Source organism: Streptomyces sp. NBC_01622, assembly GCF_045209635.1.
In the GTDB taxonomy this organism is placed as follows: domain Bacteria; phylum Actinomycetota; class Actinomycetes; order Streptomycetales; family Streptomycetaceae; genus Streptomyces.
On sequence record NZ_CP109293.1, the window covers coordinates 10527191 to 10545213 of the forward strand.

Below are 18023 nucleotides of genomic sequence, written 5' to 3' on the forward strand. Positions count from 1 at the left end.
TGCGGTCGCGGGTACGTCGGACGTGGCGAACTCCTTGTGTCGCGGACGGTGTTGCCGAACAGGGCGAGGCGCGGGGGTGGTTCAGGCCCGGAGGCGCGCGGTCAGGAACTGTCCGGCCCGGTCCAGCGCGGCGCCGGCCTCGTCGAGGATCGGACCGTAGGCCTGGAAGACGTGCGGCACCCCGGGGGTGACGTCGAGGGTGACCTCCACATCCGCGCCGGCGGCCCGCGCGGCGAGGCGTACGGCGTCGTCGAGGAGGATCTCGTGGCTGCCGACCTGGATCAGCAGGGGCGGCAGGCCGGACAGGTCGGCGAAGACGGGGCTGATCAGGCCGAGCGACGGGTCCTGCCCCGCCGTGTAGCCGGCGACGAGGGGTGCGAGGAGCTCCCGGGAGAACAGCGGATCGGCCGCTTCCTTGGTGTCGATGGACGCCCCGGAGAGGGTGAGGTCGACGTACGGCGACATGACGAAGGCCGCGGCCGGCAGGGGCAGTCCGTGGTCGCGGGCGTTGACCAGGGTGGCGACCACGAGTCCACCGCCCGCCGACTCGCCCGAGAAGACGATGTCCGAGGGCCGGACACCGTCGGCCAGCAGGGCTTCGTAGACCGCCAGCGCGTCGTCCACCGCGGCCGGATAGGGATGTTCGGGGGCGAGCCGGTACTCGACGGAGTAGGCCTTGGCGGCGGTCCGCCCGCCGACCTGCGCGGCCAGACCGGCGGAGCTGAGGGCGTCCCCCAGGAGATAGACACCGCCGTGGAAGTACACGACGACATGCCGGGGCTCGACACCGTCGACCGTGACCTCGACGACGGGGACACCGCCCAGCGAGGTCGGCACCGCCTTCACCTCGGGAGGCAGCGGCTGCGCCGACGTCGCCGCGTGCAGCAGACGCCGCAGCTCCTCGACATCACCGTCCAGGGGGAAGGGCGACTGGCGCAGGAACGCGTCGATGGTCTGTTGCTGCTCGGTGCTCACGGAGCATCTCCGTTCGACGGGGGTGGATCGGCCTGCGCACTCCGCTCGGCCGGTGCGGGCCGTACCCTGCGGACTTCGAGGAGATCGAGTCCCAGGGCCTCGGCCTGGGCGAGGACACCGAAGAGCGCCGCGGTGTCCGGCAGCAGCCCGCTGAGCACCGTCTCGGTGCCCTGCTGCTCCGGCTCGAACGCGGGGAACGCCGTCAGCAGGGTGGGGCCGAGATGGCCGCCGACCCGGATCTGGTACATGACGGGGTCATCACCCATGCCCCCATGGTCCTCAGGGGCCGGGTGAACGCGCGTCGCCGGAATCCGGTGATCGTGCGGCGCTCAGCCACGGCCGTTCGACAGCAGCCTCAGTTCACGGCCGCGGTGCACCGCCGAGGACCGGTCCCCGGCGCCGAGCTTGGCGTAGATCCGCCGTACGTGGGTGTTGACGGTGTTGAGCGAGACCGACAGTTCGGCGGCGATCTCGGAGCGGGTGAGGTTCGTCGGCAGATAGCGCAGGACGCGCAGTTCGCTCGGGCTGAGCTCCTCGGCCGGACCCGGGGGCGCCGACCGGTCCGGGGTGTCCCCGCGGACGGTGTCGAGGATGTCGGAGACCAGCGCGGCGTGCGACGTGTTGCGCGGCAGGGCGTCCAGCAGTTCCCAGGCGCCGGTCATCACGAACGGCAGGATCATCCGGTCCGGCTCGGCGAGGTTCAGGGCCTGCTCGACGGCCGCTCCCGCCGCCTGCTCGTCACCGAGGTCACGGCAGGCGAGGGCGTCCAGGAGCCGGGCCTCGATCGGGGTGAGGAAGGAGCTGACGGGGGCGGTGCCGTCGAGAACCGTCCGGAGCGCGCGGCGGGCACCGGCCGGATCCTTCTCCGCGAGGTGGAGCACTGCGGCCGCGGTGCGGACCTCGCCCGCGGCGGCCTGTACGTCGTCGAGGGCGGCGAGGTCCGCCCGTGCCCGGTCGACCGTCCCGAGGCGGGCTCGGGTGGCGATCGTCCAGGCGGTCACCCGGGTCGACAGCCCGTGTCGGCTCACCATGTGCGCCTGCACCTGCTCTGCGGCGGTCAACTCGGCCAGCGTTTCGGCGTGTTGACCGCGCGCGGCGGACAGCATCGCGGAGGTCAGATGGACCAGTAGACGCACGCCGGGCTCGCCCTCGGACCGGGTGACGTGCCGGGCGCGGTCGAGCCACTGCTCGCCCCGGTCGAACTCGCCCGTGCAGATCAGCGTCCCGGCCAGGGAGACCTGGGCGGGCGCGATCACCGCCGCGGCGTCCCACCCGTACCGGGCGGCCAGCGCCACGGCCTCCTCACAGCGCTGCCGGACCAGCGCGAAGGAACGGTTGCCGGAGGCGAAGCCCAGATGGGCGCGGCAGGCCACCTCCAGATAGGGGCGGCCGATGTCCCGGGCGAGCGCGGCGCCCTCCAGGAGGTGCCGCTCGCTGTCGTCGAGCCGCAGCGACCAGGCCTCGGTGACCCCCAGGTTCAGCAGCGCGAGGGCCCGCAGGTCACTGGCGAGCGCGATCTCGGTGTTGGACCGGCCTTCGGCGGGCGAGGGCAGCGCGTCGGCCTGTTCGAACACGGCGTCGAAGTGCCCGCGCAACCGGGCCAGCAGCAGATCCAGGGACGCGATCGCCGTCCGCAGCCGGGACCGCCGGTCGGGCGCTGTCGTCTCGGCGTACGCCCCGGCGATCTCCAGATGAGCCCGGGCCTCCTCCAGCCGGTGCTGGTGCAGGTCGGCGTTGGCGTACACCAGGGCCAGTTCCGGGGAGTCCTCGCCGACACAGGCCGGGAAGGCGCGCAGCAGCGCCACCACGCTCCCGGCCTGCCCGTCGAGCGTCAGGCTGACCGTGTGGTCGGTGAGCAGCCGGGCCGCCTCGGACCAGTCGCCGGCGGCCTGCAGATGTCGTACGGCATCCACGGCCTGGGAGTGTTCGGCGAACCAGCGCGCGGCCAGCCGGTGCAGTTCCGGGATGGCCTCCGGGAAGCTACGGCGCAGCTCCAGCCGGAGCAGGTCGGCGAACATGTGGTGGTAGCGGAACCAGGTGCGCTCGGGGTCGAGCGACACCACGAACGCGTTGGCGTCCTCCAGTTCCAGCAGGATGCGCTCCGAACCGGTCGCGCCGGTGAGCAGGTCGGCCAGCTCGCCGTTGATCCGGTCGGGCAGCGAGGTGCGCAGCAACAACCGCTGTACATCGGCCGGTTGGCGCTCCAGCATCTCCGCCATCAGATACTCGGCGACCGTACGGTGACTGCCGGAGAACTCGGCGACGAACCGCTCGGGATCCGGGTGCCCGGCGAGCGAGAGCACCGCGAGCCGCAGCCCGGCCGCCCAGCCCTCGGCCCGCTGGTGCAGCAGACCGGCCACATCGTCGGGCAGCGCCACTCCGGACGCGGCGAGCAGGTCACGGGTCTCTGCCTCGCTGAAGCGCAGCTGCGCGGCGCGGATCTCGGCCAACTCCCCGGTCAGCCGCAGCCGGTGGAGATGCAGCGGCGGGTCGTGCCGGGTGGCGACGATCGCGTGGACGCCCCGGGGAAGCGCCGTCAGCAGGGCCGTGAGCTGTTCGGCGGCGTCCGCGGAGCCGAGTTCGTGCAGGTCGTCGATGACGAGGCAGAAGGTGCCGCCGGACGCGGCGATCTCGGACAGCACCTTGTCCACCATGGCGCCGCCGTCGAACCCGGGCGCCGCGGGAAGCGGCTCGGTGGCGCCCGTCGCGCCACGCACCGCCTCCAGCAGGGCGAGCCAGAACAGCTGCGCGTCCTGCTGACCCGGCCGTACCGACATGAACGCGATACGGCGGTCCCGTCCCGGCCGGTCGGCCCACGCGCGCAGCAGTGAGGTCTTTCCGCTGCCGGCGGGCGCGGAGATCATCGTCACCCGCTGTTCGGACGCGCGGTCCAGGGCGGCGATCAGGTCGCGGCGGTCGATGAGACCCGGGCGGCCCCGGCCCGGTACGCGGGCGGCGCCCGCGGTGGCCGGCAGGTCGGGCATGACGCCATGTCCTCTGGTCACGCGGCCAGCGTAGTCGATGCGAATCACCGCATCCCGGCGATGACCGGTCACCCCCACGGCGGTGATCCTGGCCACGCGCTCGAAGGGCGAGTCATGTGTGTGAGCCGACAGGAGACGGTGTGAGAGAGCAGCTGGGCGGAACCTTCCCCCTGGGACCGAGACGGGTGCACCGGGTCGGCTACGGCGCGATGCAGCTCTCCGGCGACGGGGTCTTCGGGCCACCGCGTGACCGCGACGAGGCGCTGCGGGTGCTGCGCGCGGTGGTCGACGCCGGGGTGGACCACATCGACACCGCGCAGTTCTACGGAGCGGGCACGGTGAACGAACTCATCCGGGAGGCGCTGCACCCCTATCCGGACGGGCTGGCGATCGTGAGCAAGGTGGGCGCCCGCAGCAGTGACCGGCCCTATCTGCTCCGGCAGGGCATCGAGGAGAACCTGACCGCGCTCGGCGTGAACCGCCTGGCGGCGGTCAACCTGCGGATGGTGGACCCGTCCGAGGCACCGGACAGTCGCTTCGACGCTCAGGTGGCGACGCTGGTCCAGGCCCGCGAGGAAGGGCTCGTCGAGGGCGTCGGCCTCAGCAATGTCTCCCTGCGACAGCTGCTGAGAGCCGTCGCGCAGACGGAGATCGTCTGTGTGCAGAACCTCTTCAACCTGGCCGACCAGCACTCCATGGACGTTCTGACGGAGTGTGCGCGGCGGGACATCGCCTTCGTCCCGTTCTGCCCGCTGGGCTGGCCCGGGCAGACGCGGCACCGGATCCTCGCGAACCCCGCCGTCGTCGCACAGGCCGCCCGGCTGGGCGTCACCCCGGCGCGGATCGTCCTCGGCCGGCTGCTCGACCTCGCGCCGAACGTCCTGCTCATCCCCGGAACCCGTACCCGCGCGCATCTGACCGAGAACCTCGCCGCCGCCGACGTCGGTCTCGACGACGAGGCCCGCGCGGAGTTGAGACGGCACTTTCCCGACACCGAGCAGCACAGGCCCGAGGAGGAACCGGCATGAACAACGAAGAGATCGTCCGGAAGGCCTACCAGACAGCCGAGGTCAAGGACATCGAGGGCTGGCTCGACGCCTTCACCGAGGACGGGACGTTCACCGACGAGTCGGTCGGCGTCACCTACCGCGGCCGGGACCGTGCCTTCCCGGTGGAGAACTACGGGCGCGCCTTCCCCGACATGCACCGCGAGCTCTACCAGGTCTACGTGAGCGGTGACGTCGTCGTCGTACAGCTGGCACTCCAGGGCACTCACGACGGCCCGCTGAGCCTGGGCGACGGGACACTCCAGCCGACCGGGAACCGGATGGACGCCCCCTGCTGCGATGTGTTCGAGCTGGTGGACGGGAAGATCAAACGATTCGACTGCTATCCGTCGGGCACCGTGATCCTCGCCCAACTCGGCCTCCTCGGCGCACTCGACGCGGCCCTGCTCCCCTGACCCCGGGCTCGGGGGCGCGCGGCCCGCCGCGGCTTCCGGGGCGGGCCGCGCGGGATCACTCACGCATGGACCTGCGAGTCCACGCCGAGGTCTAGGCGGAGGGATTCGAGGATGATGAACGTCGTGCTGGCCGTGTACACGTCGGCGGCGGCGAGGACGCCGGTGTACTTCTTGATGACCGGCGCGGAGGCGTAGGCGACCTGGGCCGCCTGGTACTCCTTGACCGCGGCCCACGAGTTGTTCCCGTACTTCACGAAGAACGGCGTGGGGTCGACCGCCGTGAGCGCCTTCTTGACGTTGGCGATGATGTCGTCCACGTACTGCTGGTACACGACCATGTCCCGGCGGGTGCCGAGCCTGCCGATGTGGCCGCCGACGAAGTGCTTCCACGGGTAGCTCATGGCCTTGTCGGGGGCGGCGATGGAGCCGGGGACGTCCTCGTTGAGGTTGAAGCTGTCGAAGGGGACCCAGCCGGGCAGCAGGACGTCGACGAGCATCAGCGTCTTGTGGTCGGGCAGGTGGATGTAGACGTTGTCGGGGGTGTGGTTCGTGCCGTGCCAGGCCAGCTCGACGCGCTCGCCGCCGACCCGCAGCGTGTGGCTCTTCTCGAAGGTGATGTCCGGAACAGGCCGGGCCGGGTCGTTGTCACGGGCCAGCAGTTTCCTGGTCTCGGCGTGGCCGATCCGCACCACGTTCTTGCCGAACAGCGACGAGGCGCCGAGGTGGTCGGAGTGGTGGTGGGAGTAGACCAGGTGGGTCACTCTGTTGGAGACGCCGTTGGCGGCGGCGATCTGGTCGATCGCGCGCTGGATGTTGTGCCCGATGGTCGGGGGCGCGTCGAAGAGCACGACGCCCTCACGGGTCGTCAGGAACGCCGACTGGTAGGTGCCGTCGGTCACCCAGTACAGGTTCTTCTCGATCCGGCCGACGTAGTAGCCCTGGGAGTTGACGGCGGGACCGAGCGCGGAGGGCGGAATGGGAGCGTAGTCGGGCAGGTCGGTGGACGTGGCGGCCGATGCCTGGCCGGCGAGCGCGGCGACGGTGGGGACTGCTGCCAGCGCCGCGCCGGTGGCGAGGAAAGAGCGGCGGTTCGTCGAGGACATGGTGATCTGCTCCAGTCGGTCGATGATGCGGGGGAGTTGATGCCGTTCAGGTGAGGGCGCGGGCCTCAGGCGCCGTAGGCCGGCACGACCGCTCCGCTGATGTGCTTCGAGAGGTCGCCGGCGAGGAACGCGATGACGTCCGCGATCGCCTCCGGCCGGACGGCGTGCGCGAGCGCCTGCGGAGGGAGCGCCGCCCGGTTCCGCGCCGTGTCGAGGAGCTGCGGCGCCACCGCGTTCACGCGGATGCCGTCCGGGCGCAGTTCCACGTCGAGAATGCGGACGAGGTGGTTGAGCGCCGCCTTGCCGAGGCTGTACGCGGCCATCCCGGCGGTCGGCTCGGACGCCGGCCGGGCGGACACGTGCACGATGGCACCCCCGCCCCGCTGCCGCATGTACGGCGTCACGGCCTGGCTCAGCCACAGCGCGGCGGCGAGGTTGACGTCCAGCATGAGGCGCAGGTCCTCGGGGGTCGTGGTGAGCGTGTCTCCCGGGCGGAAGGCCCCGAGCGTGTTCACCAGTACCCCGGGAGGCCCGGACCCGGCGGCGATCCGGTCGACGAGGTCCTTGGCCACGGCCTGGTCGGTCGCGTCGCCCACCTCCCGGCGGATGCCGTCGGGCAGTGCCTCCAGTGTCTTCGCCGTGCGGTCGACCGCCGTCACGGTGAACCCGGCGTTCGCGAGAACCACCGAGGTGGCGAAGCCCAGTTCGCCACCCGCACCGACCACTACCGCCACACGTCCGCTCACGAGACCGCCTCCTTGTCGTGCGCCAAGGTTCGCCGCGGGACAGGTGAGCGGTCCTCACCGGATTCCGGTGATCTCCCGAGGGCCTAGGCCGTGTCCGCAAAGTCCCCGGCACGCTCGCCCGGCACTCCCCCAGCCTTCGGCTGGGGGGACCCCCAGAGCACGCACCGGACGCCGCGGGGCCCGCCCTTCGGGCGGACGACGGGACTTTGGGGACACGGCCTGGCCTGCCGCCACCGGCGGCCAGACACCCGTGTCGAGCACGCCCAACGCATAGGCGCGGGCGACCAGTTCGGTACGGTTCGCCGCGCCCCAGCCGGCCGACAGACGCCGTAGGTGATAGGTCGACGGCCTCGCGGTCGACCGGCCCGTGACGGTACGTCAACTACCGACGAATTACGTGGAGTTGCAGGACCGGCCGACCGCCGCCCAACCGGTCGCGCTGGCCGCCGCCAACCCCTGCCCGCCCAAGCGCGCCGTCCTGGACCGGCCCACGCTCCTCGACCTCCTCACCCCGCTGCGCCCCCGCCACTACTCGATCTCGTCCTCACCCGCCGTCGACCCCTGCCACGCGGACCTGATGGTCTCCCTGCTGGAGGCCGCCGCCCGCTTGGGCAAGGGCGTCTACCGGGGGACCGGTTCCGGCCACCTCAGCACCGTCGCACCGGGCGACACCGTGTACGCCCGCGTCCAGCCGTGCCGCGAGGTCTTCCGCATCGACGACTCCACCCGGTCGTGGTGATCGCGGCGGGCACCCGGGCTGGCCCCCTTCCGCGGCGCCATTGCCGACCGTACGGCAGCCCTCGCCGCCGGCGCTCAACTCGCCCCCGCCTTCTGCTACTTCGGCTGCGACGCACCCGAGGCCGACTACCTCCACGCCGACGAACTCCGCACCGCCGAGCGCGCCGGAGCCGTCTCGCTCCGGCCGGCCCTCAGCGCCGCCCCGGAGGGCGGAGCGACCTTCGTCCAGCACCGGATCGCCGCCGAGGCCGACGAGGTGCGGGCCCTGCTGGACGCGGGCGCCCGGGTGTTCGTGTGCTGGGACGCGGCGCGCATGGCACCGGGGGTGCGGGAGGCGTTCCGTACCCTGTACCGGGACCGCACGCCAGGCGCCGACGACCCGGCCGCCGAGCGGTGGCTCAACCAACTGATGGCGGACGGGCGTTACGTCGAGGACGTGGACGCCGCCGGCTGACCCAGAGGGAGAGGTGGGCGCACGGTGACGGACTCCTGGGAGCGGGCCCGGAAGATCCTCGGCTCGGCGGGCATCCCGCCGGACCGCCTCGCCCACCTCCGCCCGATGGGCGGCGGCACCTACAACACCGTCGAGGAACTCACCCTCACCGACGGCAGCAGCTACGTCCTCAAGACCGCTCCCACCGCCCCCGGCCTCGCCCACGAGCGCCAACTGCTCGTCTCCGAGGCCGACTTCTACGGCGCCGCCGCCAAGGCCGGGGTGGCGGCACCGCGCGTCCTGGTCCTCGACGGCGACACCCTCCTGATGACCCTCTGCCCCGGCGAACCCTGGGACGACTCCCTCACGGACACCGAAGTACCCGTCCTGCGCACGGAGTTGGGCCGCCAGCTCGCCCGCCTGCACGAGATCACCGGCCCCGGCTTCGGCTACCCCTCCGGAGCCCTCGGCCCCCTCGCGCCCGACTGGCGGACCGCGTTCACCACGCTCTACGACGCCGTCCTCGACGACGCCCGCCGCTACCGGGCCTGGCTGCCGCTGCCCGCCGACGACATCGCTCGGACGGTCCGCTCCGCCTACGCCGCCCTGGACGAGGTCGCCGTCCCCCGCGCTGTCCACTTCGACCTCTGGCAGGGCAACATCCTGGTCGACCGCACCTCCGGAACGCCTCGCATCGGCGGACTCATCGACGGCGAGCGCATGTTCTGGGGCGACCCCCTCGCCGACTTCGTCTCCCTGGCGCTGCTCGGCGACATCAGGAAGGACGACGCGTTCCTCGCGGGCTACCGGGAAGCGGGCGGACGGGCCGAGTTCGACCGGCCGGCCGGCCTCCGCTACGCCCTCTACCGCAGCTACCTCTACCTGATCATGCTCACCGAGGCGGTCCCCAGGGAGTTCGGCACGGAGGAGAACCGCTGGCGGCGCGAGCGGGTCGGCCCCGAGCTGCTCGCCGCCCTCGGAGAGATCGACGGGACGGCTTCCACCACGTAGTGTGCATTCCACCGCCCCTTAGTTCAGGGCGTGAATTAAGAGGGTGCAGGGTTCGGAGGGAGCCACATGGCGGGGCGGAACGGGCGCACGGTACGCGACCTCAGGCGGGCCAACCGCACGGCCGTGCTGCAACGGCTGTACTTCGACGGACCCCTCAGCCGCTTCGAACTGGGCCCGGCGACCGGACTCAGCTCCGGCTCGGTCAGCAACGTCGTCGCGGACCTCGTCGCCGACGGCCTGGTCGAGGAGGCCGGCAGCGTCGACTCCGACGGCGGCCGTCCCCGCACCCTCCTCCGAGTCGCCCCGCACAGCGGCCACATGATCGGCGTCGATGTCGGCGAGACCCGGGTCCGGGTCGAGCTGTTCGACCTCACCCTCACCGAACTCGCCCGCGCCGAACGCCCGTTGGAGCAGCAGCGGTACGAGGTCGAGGTCATCGTCGGCCACATCCGCGACGGCATAGCCGAAGTCCTCGCCGCCGCCGACATCGCACCCGGACAGCTCCTCGGTGTCGGCATCGGCGTCCCCGGCATAGTCGAGCACACCCCGGACCACGGCGCGGTGGTCCACGGCCAGACGATCGGCTGGGACGCGGTCCCCCTCGAGGAACTGCTCCGCTCCACCTCCCAACTCCCCGACGCCGTCCCGTACTTCATCGACAACGGGGCCAAGACCCTCGGCCAGGCCGAGATGTGGTTCGGCGGCGGGCGCGGCGCGCGCAACGCGATCGTCGTCCTCTTCGGCTCCGGCGTCGGCGCCTGCCTCGTGACCCCCGAGGTGGAGAACGGCCGGGCGGTCGAGTGGGGACATCTGACCGTACGGGTCCGCGGCCGCCGCTGCCGTTGCGGAGCCCTCGGCTGTCTGGAGGCGTATGCGGGCGCCGAGTCGCTGCTCGACCGCTGGCGCGAGCAGGGCGGACGCCCGCCCGAGGGCACCGACGAGGAGACCGCGATGACCGCGCTGCTGGTCGCCGCCTACCCGGCGGAGGGCGCAGAGGCCGACCCGGTCGCGCTCGCCGTCCTGGAGGAGACCGCCGAATACCTCGGCGCAGGCCTCTCCGACCTGATCAACCTCTTCCAGCCCGAGCGCATCCTCATCGGCGGCTGGGCCGGACTCCAGCTGGGCTCACGCTTCCTCCCCGCCGTCCGCCACCACGCCACCGCGTACGCGCTGCGCCACCCCGCCGGACGCGTGACCATCGACCTGGGCCTCCTCGGCCCCGACGCGGTCACCGTCGGCGCCGCGATCCTCCCGCTCGCGGACTTCTTCGCCCGCGGCGGCCGCCGCGCCGAGCCCGAGCCCGAGGGCCCACCGCCGGCCTGGCGCACGGCTCTGGAGGAACGCGCACCGCACTGACGCGCACCGCACTGAGGCATGACTTGGGAGGTAATCGACCCGATCCCGGCCTCCCGGAACCATGAAGGGCGTACCCGCTCGCCCCGCCACCGGATTCCGGGAGGTTCCCCGTGCCGTACTTCGCCAGCCCCGTCGACGCTGCCCGACTGCATTACGTCGACTACGGCCCCGCCGACGGGCCGGTGCTGTGCTTTGTCAACAGCGCCTATATCGGTACCGAGATGTGGGAGTTCCAGATGCTGCCGCTGGCCGCGGAGGGCTACCGCTGCGTCGGCTTCGACCGGCGCGGGCACGGCAGGTCGGAGGACACGTGGAGCGGGTTCGACCTGGACAGCCTCGCCGACGACCTGCACGGCCTCCTGGAACTGCTCGACCTGCGCGAAGTGACGCTGGTCGGCCACTCCATGGGGAGTGTGGAGATCGTGCGCTGTCTGACCCGGCACGGCGCCGGGCGGGTGGCCCGGGTCGCCTTCGTCGGCGGCATCGCCCCGGGCGTGGTGCGCTTGGCCGACAACCCCGACGGCCTGGACCCGGACCTCGTACGCGGGGTCAACGAGCAGTGCCGGCGCGACCGGGCGGCGTTCTTCGCGGCCGGAGTCGACGCCTTCTTCGCCGTCGACCGACCCGGCAACGACGTCTCCACGTCCTACCGGCAGTACGTCGTCGATCGCGCCCTGATCTCGACCGCCCGCTCGACGGCCGCCGTCCAGGCGCTGGTCGCGATCGTGGACGTCGCCCCCGAACTGCCGAAACTCGACGTGCCACTGCTCGTCGTGCACGGCACGCACGACACCTCGGCCCCCCTGGAACTGACCGCCCACCGCGCGGCCCGGCTCGTTCCCGACGCCACGCTGAAGGTCTACGACGACGCCGGCCACGGCCTGTTCGTCACCCACGCCGATCAACTCAACGCGGATCTGCGCGAGTTCGCGGGATGATCACCCCATGCGCGAGATCATTCTGATGTCCGACGCCCGGGTCGCCGCCGTCCCCGTCGAGGAGTGCGGGGAGCCCCTGGTCGACGTGAGCGGCGTACTGCTGGTCGACGTCCGCAAGAACAAGGACTCCGGCGGCGCCGAACTCCACTTGCGCCGGGGCGTGTTGGACCGGCTCGTCGAAGCGGAGGCGCTGTTGCCCGACGGCCTGCGTCTGCTGTTCGTGGAGGGATACCGGCCGCCGGCGCTCCAGCGCCGCTACTTCGAGGGCTACGGCGACGAGTTGCGCGTCGCCAACCCGGACTGGCCCGCCGAGCGGATCCGGTCCGCGGCCAGCCGTTATGTGTCGCCGCCCGAGATCGCCCCGCACACCGCCGGTGCGGCCGTCGACCTGACTCTCGCCGGCGTCGACGGGTGCGAACTCGACCTGGGTACCCCGATGAACGCCAACCCGGAGCAGAGTGACGGAGCCTGCTACACCGATGCCGAGAACATCACCGGCGGGGCCCGGGCCAACCGTGCCGTGCTGGGTGAGGTGCTCGGCGCGGTCGGCCTGGTCAACTATCCGACGGAGTGGTGGCACTGGTCGTACGGGGATCGCTACTGGGCGCTGGCGACGGGTGCGCCCGCTGCCTTGTACGGGCCGGAGGAACTCGGCCCCTCGTAGAAGCTGTGCTCGGCACTAACTGGCAAAGGCGTTCACACCGGTTAGGTCGGCGGACAGCTTCCAGAGACGTGCCGCCTGCTCGGGGTCGGTCGCCCACGACTTGACGCCGGCGCGCTCGTCGCCGTCTGTGGCGGGTTCGGCGATGTCGCAGTCCTCCAGGTAGACGCCGCCCATGTCGGCCAGCTGGGGCGAGGTCGCCGCCCAGACCTCGGTGGCCGCGCCCTGCTCCGGGGTCTTGAAGCCCTCGGGCTTCAGCACGTTGCCCTGCTCGTCGATCCAGCCGCGCTCGACCATCTCCGCCTTGGGGAGGTGGCGCTGCAGCGGGGTGATGATGCCGCCGGGGTGGAGCGAGAAGGCCCGGACGCCGCGGTCGGCGGCGAGCCTGTCGAGGTGGACGGCGAACAGGACGTTCGCGGTCTTGGCCTGGCCGTACGCCTCCCACTTGTCGTAGCCGTGGCTCCACTGGACGTCGTCCCAGCGCATCCCGGAGAAGTGGTGGGCGCGCGAGGACACCGAGACCACGCGGGCGCCGCCCGGCTCGATGGCCGGCCACAGGCGGTTGACGAGGGCGAAGTGGCCGAGGTGGTTGGTGGCGAACTGCGCCTCCCAGCCGGGCCCGACCCGGGTCTCCGGGCAGGCCATGATCCCGGCGTTGTCGATCATGTAGTCGACGGTCCGGCCGGAGGCGAGGAACCGCTCGGCGAAGCCGCGCACGCTCTCCAGGTCGGCGAGGTCCAGCTCGTCCACCTCGACGCCGGGCAGACCGGCCACGGCCTCGCGGGCGGCGTCGGGGCGGCGCGCGGGGACGACCACCCGGGCGCCCGCCTTGGTGAGCGCGCGGGCGGCCTCCAGGCCGAGGCCCGAGTAGCCGCCGGTGAGGATCGCGAGCTTCCCGCCGAGGTCGAGGCCCTCCAGGACGTCGTCGGCGGTGCTCTTCGCGTCGAATCCAGAACCGATCTTGTGCTGTGCAGTGGTCATACCTGGAACGCTACGAATTGAAGTGCGCTCGAAGTCAAGCGGAGAAGCCGCGCGCACCCGGACATGGGGAAGCCCCGACCGCGACGGGGGAATCACGGCCGGGGCGGCCAAATGGTGGGCACGGAAGGCGGTCGCCTCGCGGCGAAAGGCTCCACAGGGCTTCAGCCGAACGATCTTCCCGGTGGGCGGAGGTTGAGGCCCGGGGACACTGTTCCCTCCGCACCCACGGTCTGTTCAACGGCGAACTACCGATGGGTGTTCCTGCGTGGTCCGCCGTACGCGGTGATGTGCATCACTTGCCAGTGGTCCAGTCCAGTAGCTCGTCCGCGGACCAGGTCGTCACCACCCGTTCGGCGGGCACCCCGCACTCCTCCGCCCGCGCGCAGCCGTTGATCTGCCAGTCGAGCTGACCGGGCGCGTGCGCGTCGGTGTCGACCGAGAACAGCACGCCCGCGTCGACGGCCTTCCGCAGCAGCCGCCTCGGCGGGTCGAGCCGCTCCGGACGGCTGTTGATCTCCACGGCCGTGCCCGACTCGGCACACGCGGCGAACACCTCGTCCGCGTCGAACTCCGACTCCGGCCGCGCGGCACCCCCGTCCCGCCCGATGAGCAGCCGACCGGTGCAGTGCCCGAGGATGTCCGCGTGCGGATTCCGTACGGCGGCCACCATGCGGCGGGTCATGGCGCGGGCCTCCATGCGCAGCTTGGAGTGCACGGAGACCACCACCACGTCGAGCCGCTCCAGCAGTTCCGGTTCCTGGTCCAGCGAACCGTCGTCGAGGATGTCGCACTCGATTCCGGTGAGCAGCCGGAAGGGCGCCCACGTCTCGTTCAGCGTGGCTACCACGTCCAGCTGTTCGCGCAGCCGCTCGGGGGACAGTCCGCGGGCCACGGTCAGCCGGGGCGAGTGGTCGGTCAGTACGGTCCACTCGTGGCCGAGCCGGGCCGCCGTACGGCCCATCTCCTCGATCGGGCTGCCGCCGTCCGACCAGTCGGAGTGGAGGTGGCAGTCCCCGCGCAGCAGGGCCCGCAGCTCTTCGCCGCCGGGACCGGCCGGGGCGGGGGCCTCGGCCTCCAGTTGCTCCAGATAGGCGGGGACCTGTCCGTCCAGGGCCTCGCGGGCCACCTGCGCGGTCTTCGGGCCGATGCCCTTGAGGGACTCCAGCGTCCCGGCCGCCGCGCGTTCGGCGACCTCGCCCTCGGGGAGCGCCGCCAGGACCCTGGCCGCCGTACGGAAGGCGCGTACGCGGTAGGTCGGGGCCAGGGAACGTTCCAGCAGGAAGGCGATCCGGTCCAGTGCCTGCACGGGATCCATCGAGCCTCCTCCCGCGAGGGCCCCCGGCAGGGCACCGTGGACCACTCGCGACCGCGTGATGCGTTCTAGGCTCTATTGCATGACCGAAATCGCCAGCCCGCACATCTCGACCCCGCGGATCATGGTGCTCAAGGTGCAGCCCGGTACCCCGCCGTTCCGCATCGTGAAGATCGACGGGGAGATGGTCTGCGAGGCCACCGGGATCATCGACGTCCTGGAGGTCGCGGCCGTGTGCGGCATCACGGTCCGCGACCTGGACGACCCGGACGTGGTCCGCTGGGTCGGCGGGGACAAGTTCACCTGGTTGCCGCACTAGCCCCTACGGAATCAGCCGACCGTCCACTTCTGGTTGGCGCCGCCGGAGCAGGTCCAGATCTGCAGCGGGGTGCCGTTGGCCGAGTTGTTGCCGGTGACGTCCAGGCACTTGTTGGCCTGCGGGTTGACGATGTCGTTCGCCGAGCTGACGGCCCACTGCTGGGCGGCGGAGCCGTTGCAGTCGTAGAGCTGGACCTTGGTGCCGTCCGCGGTGCCGCCGGCGTTCACGTCCAGGCACTTGCCGAGGGCGCGGATCGTGCCGTCGGAGCCCACGGTCCACTGCTGGGCGGCGGAGCCGTTGCAGTCGTAGAGCTGTATGGCGGTTCCGTTGGCGGAGCTCGCCCCGTTGACGTCGACGCACTTGCCGGCGAGGCCCTTGATGGCCACCCCGGTGGCCGTGTCGCTCGTGGTGACCGACACCGAGTCCACCACCAGCTGGGCCGGGAAGGCCGTGGCGCTGTTCGGGTCGCCCGGCCAGTCGCCGCCGACCGCCAGGTTGAGGATCAGGAAGAACGGCTTGTTGAACGCCCAGGTGTTGCCGCCCACGTCGGCGGGCGTACGGGTCTGGTAGACGACACCGTCGACCGACCACTTGATCGAGTTGGGCGCCCAGTCGACGGCGAACGTGTGGAAGGCGTCCGCGAAGGCCGCGCCGTTCGCCAGCGTGTAGGCGGCGCCGATCCCGTTGGCGCCGGAGTAGCCGGGACCGTGGATGGTGCCGTGGATCGTGGAGGGCTCGTAGCCGACGTTCTCCATGACGTCGATCTCACCCGAGTTGGGCCAGCCGACCGAGCCGATGTCGGTGCCGAGCATCCAGAACGCGGGCCACATGCCCTGCCCGCGCGGGATCTTCATCCGGGCCTCGACATGACCGTACTGCGCGCTGAACTTCCCGGAGGTGTTCATCCGGGCCGAGGTGTACTGGCAAGTGCCGTACCAGCACTGGTAGTTGGCGGGGTTCTCCTTCTTGGCCGTGATCACCAGGTGGCCCTGGCCGTCCAGGGCCGCGTTGTTGGTGCCGGACGTGTAGTACTCGCGCTCGTGGTTGTTGACGTTGTCGCCGGTCTCCTGCGTCCACTTCGAGGAGTTGACGGCACTGCCGGCCGCTCCGTCGAAGGTGTCGGAGAACGTGACGGCGTCGGCCTGCGCGTCCGACGTGGAGGCCGCCTGCGCCGGGCCGATCGCGGCGGACGCGACCAGTGCGGCGGACAGGGCGGCGAAAAGACATCTGCGGAGGAATCGTGGGGAAGCCACGGAATTCCCTTCTGTGCGGCGGACGTGGGGACCGACACGCCGACTGAGGTGGGGGGTGAAAGCGTCGCCTCTTGATTTAAGAAGTGAGATAAGGGGAGCGTCAATACCTTGGTACGGACCAGTAGTTGAATGTTACGGGCCAGTAGTTGATCGTTACGAAGCGGCCTTCGGCGCTTTGGACGCCTTCGCTGCCTTTGATGTCCTTGCCGCCTTCGCGGCGGGCTTCCGCGCGTGTACCGCCCGGCCGAGCCGGCGCCCCAGCAGGACCCAACCGATCAGCGCGCCGGTGGTGTTGAGGATGACGTCGTCGATGTCGAAGGCCCGCCCGGTGATCAGCGCGCCCTGCGCGAACTCCACCAGGAGCATCACGGCCGCCGTCAGCAGCAGCACCTTCAGGATGCCGCGTGCCCGTGGCGCGAACACCGGCACCAGCACCCCGAACGGGATGCCGAGCACCACGTTCCCGCCGATCTGCTTGATGGCGTCGCGCATGGCCGGCTGGTCGAGATAGGCCTTCAGGGAGCGGCCGGGGTGCAGATTGGTGTGCACGAGCGCCTTCGACGCGGGGGACGGCTCCAGGGTCAGCCTGGCCAGTACGACGGCGAACGCCACCATGAGGGCGAAGCCGAGCAGCATCGACAACAGGCGGAGCGGGAGGGGGAGTTGGTAGCGCTGGGGAGGTGCGGGCTTCGTCCGGCGCGGGGCGCGGGCCGCTTTCGGCCCGGCCTCGGTCTTGGGCTCGGTCCTGGCGCGGCGCAGACGTGCGGCGGTACGGCCCATGCGTGAGGTCCTCCGGTCTTCAACTGCCCTGTCTCGCAAGGCGGTTACCCCCGATTCGGCGGAGGATGCCGTGGCGGGCGGACGGAACCCGGGTGCGGCGGACGTGCCCGCACACGGGTTTCCGGCGGCTGCTCAGGACGCGTACGAGATGGTCACGGTCGTGAAGCCCAGCGAGCCGAGCAGGCCCTTGAGCATGTTGGTGGTGTTGGTCTCGGCGCGGGTGGTCAGACCGCTGGTCTTCGCCGCCTCGGCGATGTGCTTGGAGGCGAGCTTCTGCACGGCCTGCTCGCTGTTGGGGTTGTCGGAGAAGATGTCGCCCAGGCGGTCCAGCAGACCGCGCTGCTTGGAGACCGTGTACGAGTGGTCCGGGTCCAGCGCCGGCTTGCCGAGCGTCGCGTGTGGCAGCTTGATGCTGGCCGACGTGCGGTCGCCGTTGACGGTCACGTCCTGCTTGCCGAGCTTGCCCAGGTCGACATAGCCCTCCACGGTGCCCGCGCCGACGTACAGCGTGCGGGTGCCGCGGATCGCCTGGGGCAGGAACTTGGCGTCCTTCTCCAGATCCACGACGACCTGGAAGTTGCCGGAGGCCGCGTCGTAACGGCTCATGTCCTGGATGGACTTGAGCAAGGCCGGACCCGAACGGTCGTGGGTCTCGGTGCCGAAGATGTCCCGCAGCCCCGGCAGCACGGCAAGCCGGAGCCCGGCGAACAGCACGGCGATCACAACGACGACGGCGGTGAGCACCTTCGCCCAGCCCGGCATCCGCCGGGGTATACGGCTGGTGGAAGTCGTCATGGGGACGGCCCTCCCTTCCTCGGTATCCGCATGCCCCCCAAATGCCCTGTCAGACCGACCCGTTGGCGGAACGGGCGCGCTGGCGGGGGCACGGAGGGCGCACAAGCGGGAAAAGTGACTGTTCCGGCGCGCCAGGAGCCCTGGTCGACCGCGCAGACAGCATTTCCCGGCCGCCT

General features: G+C 71.3%; 17 protein-coding genes and 2 pseudogenes. 8 read left to right on the top strand and 11 right to left on the bottom strand.

The features are described from left to right. Positions 1 to 81 precede the first annotated feature (81 nt). The 3 genes from OH768_RS48635 to OH768_RS48645 all read right to left on the bottom strand — a co-directional run bounded on the left by OH768_RS48635 (position 82) and on the right by OH768_RS48645 (position 3980). Complete coding sequence (locus OH768_RS48635) at positions 82 to 975, bottom strand: alpha/beta hydrolase (protein WP_406463554.1); 894 nt, start codon at positions 973 to 975, stop codon at positions 82 to 84. Next, a complete protein-coding gene (locus OH768_RS48640) occupies positions 972 to 1241 on the bottom strand; it encodes a hypothetical protein (protein WP_406463556.1) in 270 nt (89 codons plus the stop codon). Before OH768_RS48640 ends, OH768_RS48635 begins: the two co-directional genes overlap by 4 nt. 63 nt (positions 1242 to 1304) lie before the next feature. Continuing rightward, entirely contained in the window at positions 1305 to 3980 is a 2676-nt protein-coding gene (locus OH768_RS48645; RefSeq protein WP_406463558.1) for a LuxR C-terminal-related transcriptional regulator, read from the bottom strand. A gap of 119 nt (positions 3981 to 4099) precedes the next feature. Between OH768_RS48645 and OH768_RS48650 the strand changes: the two genes are divergently transcribed. Both OH768_RS48650 and OH768_RS48655 read left to right on the top strand, forming a co-directional pair. Further along, the gene (locus tag OH768_RS48650; protein ID WP_406463560.1) at positions 4100 to 4987 is read left to right on the top strand and encodes an aldo/keto reductase; all 888 of its coding nucleotides are present in this window, start codon (positions 4100 to 4102) and stop codon (positions 4985 to 4987) included. Further along, positions 4984 to 5421: a nuclear transport factor 2 family protein gene (locus OH768_RS48655; RefSeq protein WP_406463562.1), complete on the top strand. Its 438-nt coding sequence runs from the start codon at positions 4984 to 4986 to the stop codon at positions 5419 to 5421. Before OH768_RS48650 ends, OH768_RS48655 begins: the two co-directional genes overlap by 4 nt. Positions 5422 to 5480: 59 nt before the next feature. On the opposite strand, the gene OH768_RS48660 is transcribed toward OH768_RS48655, so the two are convergent. From OH768_RS48660 to OH768_RS48670, 3 genes and pseudogenes are all read right to left on the bottom strand, one after another. Further along, positions 5481 to 6524 carry an MBL fold metallo-hydrolase gene (locus tag OH768_RS48660; protein WP_406463563.1) on the bottom strand — a complete coding sequence of 348 codons (1044 nt, stop codon included), beginning with the start codon at positions 6522 to 6524 and terminating at the stop codon, positions 5481 to 5483. 65 nt (positions 6525 to 6589) lie between these two features. After that, complete coding sequence (locus OH768_RS48665; protein WP_406463565.1) at positions 6590 to 7270, bottom strand: SDR family NAD(P)-dependent oxidoreductase; 681 nt, start codon at positions 7268 to 7270, stop codon at positions 6590 to 6592. 222 nt (positions 7271 to 7492) lie between these two features. Then, positions 7493 to 7612 (bottom strand): annotated as a pseudogene (locus tag OH768_RS48670) (diguanylate cyclase); the annotation flags it as partial. A 1-nt stretch (position 7613) separates the two neighbouring features. On the opposite strand from OH768_RS48670, the pseudogene OH768_RS48675 reads away from it, so the two are divergent. The 5 genes and pseudogenes from OH768_RS48675 to OH768_RS48695 all read left to right on the top strand — a co-directional run. Further along, positions 7614 to 8462 (top strand): annotated as a pseudogene (locus OH768_RS48675) (reductase); the annotation flags it as partial. Between the two features lie 24 nt (positions 8463 to 8486). Then, a complete protein-coding gene (locus OH768_RS48680) occupies positions 8487 to 9452 on the top strand; it encodes a phosphotransferase family protein (RefSeq protein WP_406463566.1) in 966 nt (321 codons plus the stop codon). Between the two features lie 66 nt (positions 9453 to 9518). Next, positions 9519 to 10808 carry an ROK family protein gene (locus OH768_RS48685; protein WP_406463567.1) on the top strand — a complete coding sequence of 430 codons (1290 nt, stop codon included), beginning with the start codon at positions 9519 to 9521 and terminating at the stop codon, positions 10806 to 10808. Between the two features lie 110 nt (positions 10809 to 10918). Then, complete coding sequence (locus OH768_RS48690; protein WP_406463568.1) at positions 10919 to 11746, top strand: alpha/beta fold hydrolase; 828 nt, start codon at positions 10919 to 10921, stop codon at positions 11744 to 11746. A 7-nt stretch (positions 11747 to 11753) separates the two neighbouring features. Then, positions 11754 to 12410, top strand: coding sequence for a M15 family metallopeptidase (locus OH768_RS48695; RefSeq protein ID WP_406463570.1), 657 nt, complete (start codon positions 11754 to 11756; stop codon positions 12408 to 12410). Between the two features lie 15 nt (positions 12411 to 12425). On the opposite strand, the gene OH768_RS48700 is transcribed toward OH768_RS48695, so the two are convergent. After that, complete coding sequence (locus tag OH768_RS48700) at positions 12426 to 13388, bottom strand: SDR family NAD(P)-dependent oxidoreductase (protein ID WP_406463571.1); 963 nt, start codon at positions 13386 to 13388, stop codon at positions 12426 to 12428. A 292-nt stretch (positions 13389 to 13680) separates the two neighbouring features. Beyond that, positions 13681 to 14703 (bottom strand): PHP domain-containing protein, encoded by a 1023-nt coding sequence (locus OH768_RS48705; protein ID WP_406463573.1) that lies wholly within the window; start codon positions 14701 to 14703, stop codon positions 13681 to 13683. Between the two features lie 79 nt (positions 14704 to 14782). Here OH768_RS48705 and OH768_RS48710 point away from each other — a divergent pair, with 79 nt between their 5' ends. Next, positions 14783 to 15019, top strand: a complete 237-nt coding sequence (locus tag OH768_RS48710) for a hypothetical protein (protein ID WP_406463575.1) — start codon at positions 14783 to 14785, stop codon at positions 15017 to 15019. A gap of 11 nt (positions 15020 to 15030) precedes the next feature. Here the strand turns inward: OH768_RS48710 and OH768_RS48715 are convergent, their stop codons facing one another. The 3 genes from OH768_RS48715 to OH768_RS48725 all read right to left on the bottom strand — a co-directional run bounded on the left by OH768_RS48715 (position 15031) and on the right by OH768_RS48725 (position 17847). Continuing rightward, the gene (locus OH768_RS48715) at positions 15031 to 16272 is read right to left on the bottom strand and encodes a ricin-type beta-trefoil lectin domain protein (protein WP_406463577.1); all 1242 of its coding nucleotides are present in this window, start codon (positions 16270 to 16272) and stop codon (positions 15031 to 15033) included. Between the two features lie 153 nt (positions 16273 to 16425). Beyond that, positions 16426 to 17052 (bottom strand): VanZ family protein, encoded by a 627-nt coding sequence (locus OH768_RS48720; protein WP_406463578.1) that lies wholly within the window; start codon positions 17050 to 17052, stop codon positions 16426 to 16428. Between the two features lie 132 nt (positions 17053 to 17184). Then, positions 17185 to 17847 (bottom strand): DUF4230 domain-containing protein, encoded by a 663-nt coding sequence (locus tag OH768_RS48725; protein ID WP_406463580.1) that lies wholly within the window; start codon positions 17845 to 17847, stop codon positions 17185 to 17187. Positions 17848 to 18023: the final 176 nt, after the last annotated feature.

Bases quoted from the DNA above. Each gene is read 5' to 3' on its own strand.
- OH768_RS48640 (WP_406463556.1), bottom strand. From the start codon at position 1,241: ATGGGTGATGACCCCGTCATGTACCAGATCCGGGTCGGCGGCCATCTC.
- OH768_RS48700 (WP_406463571.1), bottom strand. From the start codon at position 13,388: ATGACCACTGCACAGCACAAGATCGGTTCTGGATTCGACGCGAAGAGC.
- OH768_RS48685 (WP_406463567.1), top strand. From the start codon at position 9,519: ATGGCGGGGCGGAACGGGCGCACGGTACGCGACCTCAGGCGGGCCAAC.
- OH768_RS48710 (WP_406463575.1), top strand. From the start codon at position 14,783: ATGACCGAAATCGCCAGCCCGCACATCTCGACCCCGCGGATCATGGTG.
- OH768_RS48655 (WP_406463562.1), top strand. From the start codon at position 4,984: ATGAACAACGAAGAGATCGTCCGGAAGGCCTACCAGACAGCCGAGGTC.
- OH768_RS48660 (WP_406463563.1), bottom strand. From the start codon at position 6,524: ATGTCCTCGACGAACCGCCGCTCTTTCCTCGCCACCGGCGCGGCGCTG.
- OH768_RS48695 (WP_406463570.1), top strand. From the start codon at position 11,754: ATGCGCGAGATCATTCTGATGTCCGACGCCCGGGTCGCCGCCGTCCCC.
- OH768_RS48705 (WP_406463573.1), bottom strand. From the start codon at position 14,703: ATGGATCCCGTGCAGGCACTGGACCGGATCGCCTTCCTGCTGGAACGT.
- OH768_RS48720 (WP_406463578.1), bottom strand. From the start codon at position 17,052: ATGGGCCGTACCGCCGCACGTCTGCGCCGCGCCAGGACCGAGCCCAAG.
- OH768_RS48725 (WP_406463580.1), bottom strand. From the start codon at position 17,847: ATGACGACTTCCACCAGCCGTATACCCCGGCGGATGCCGGGCTGGGCG.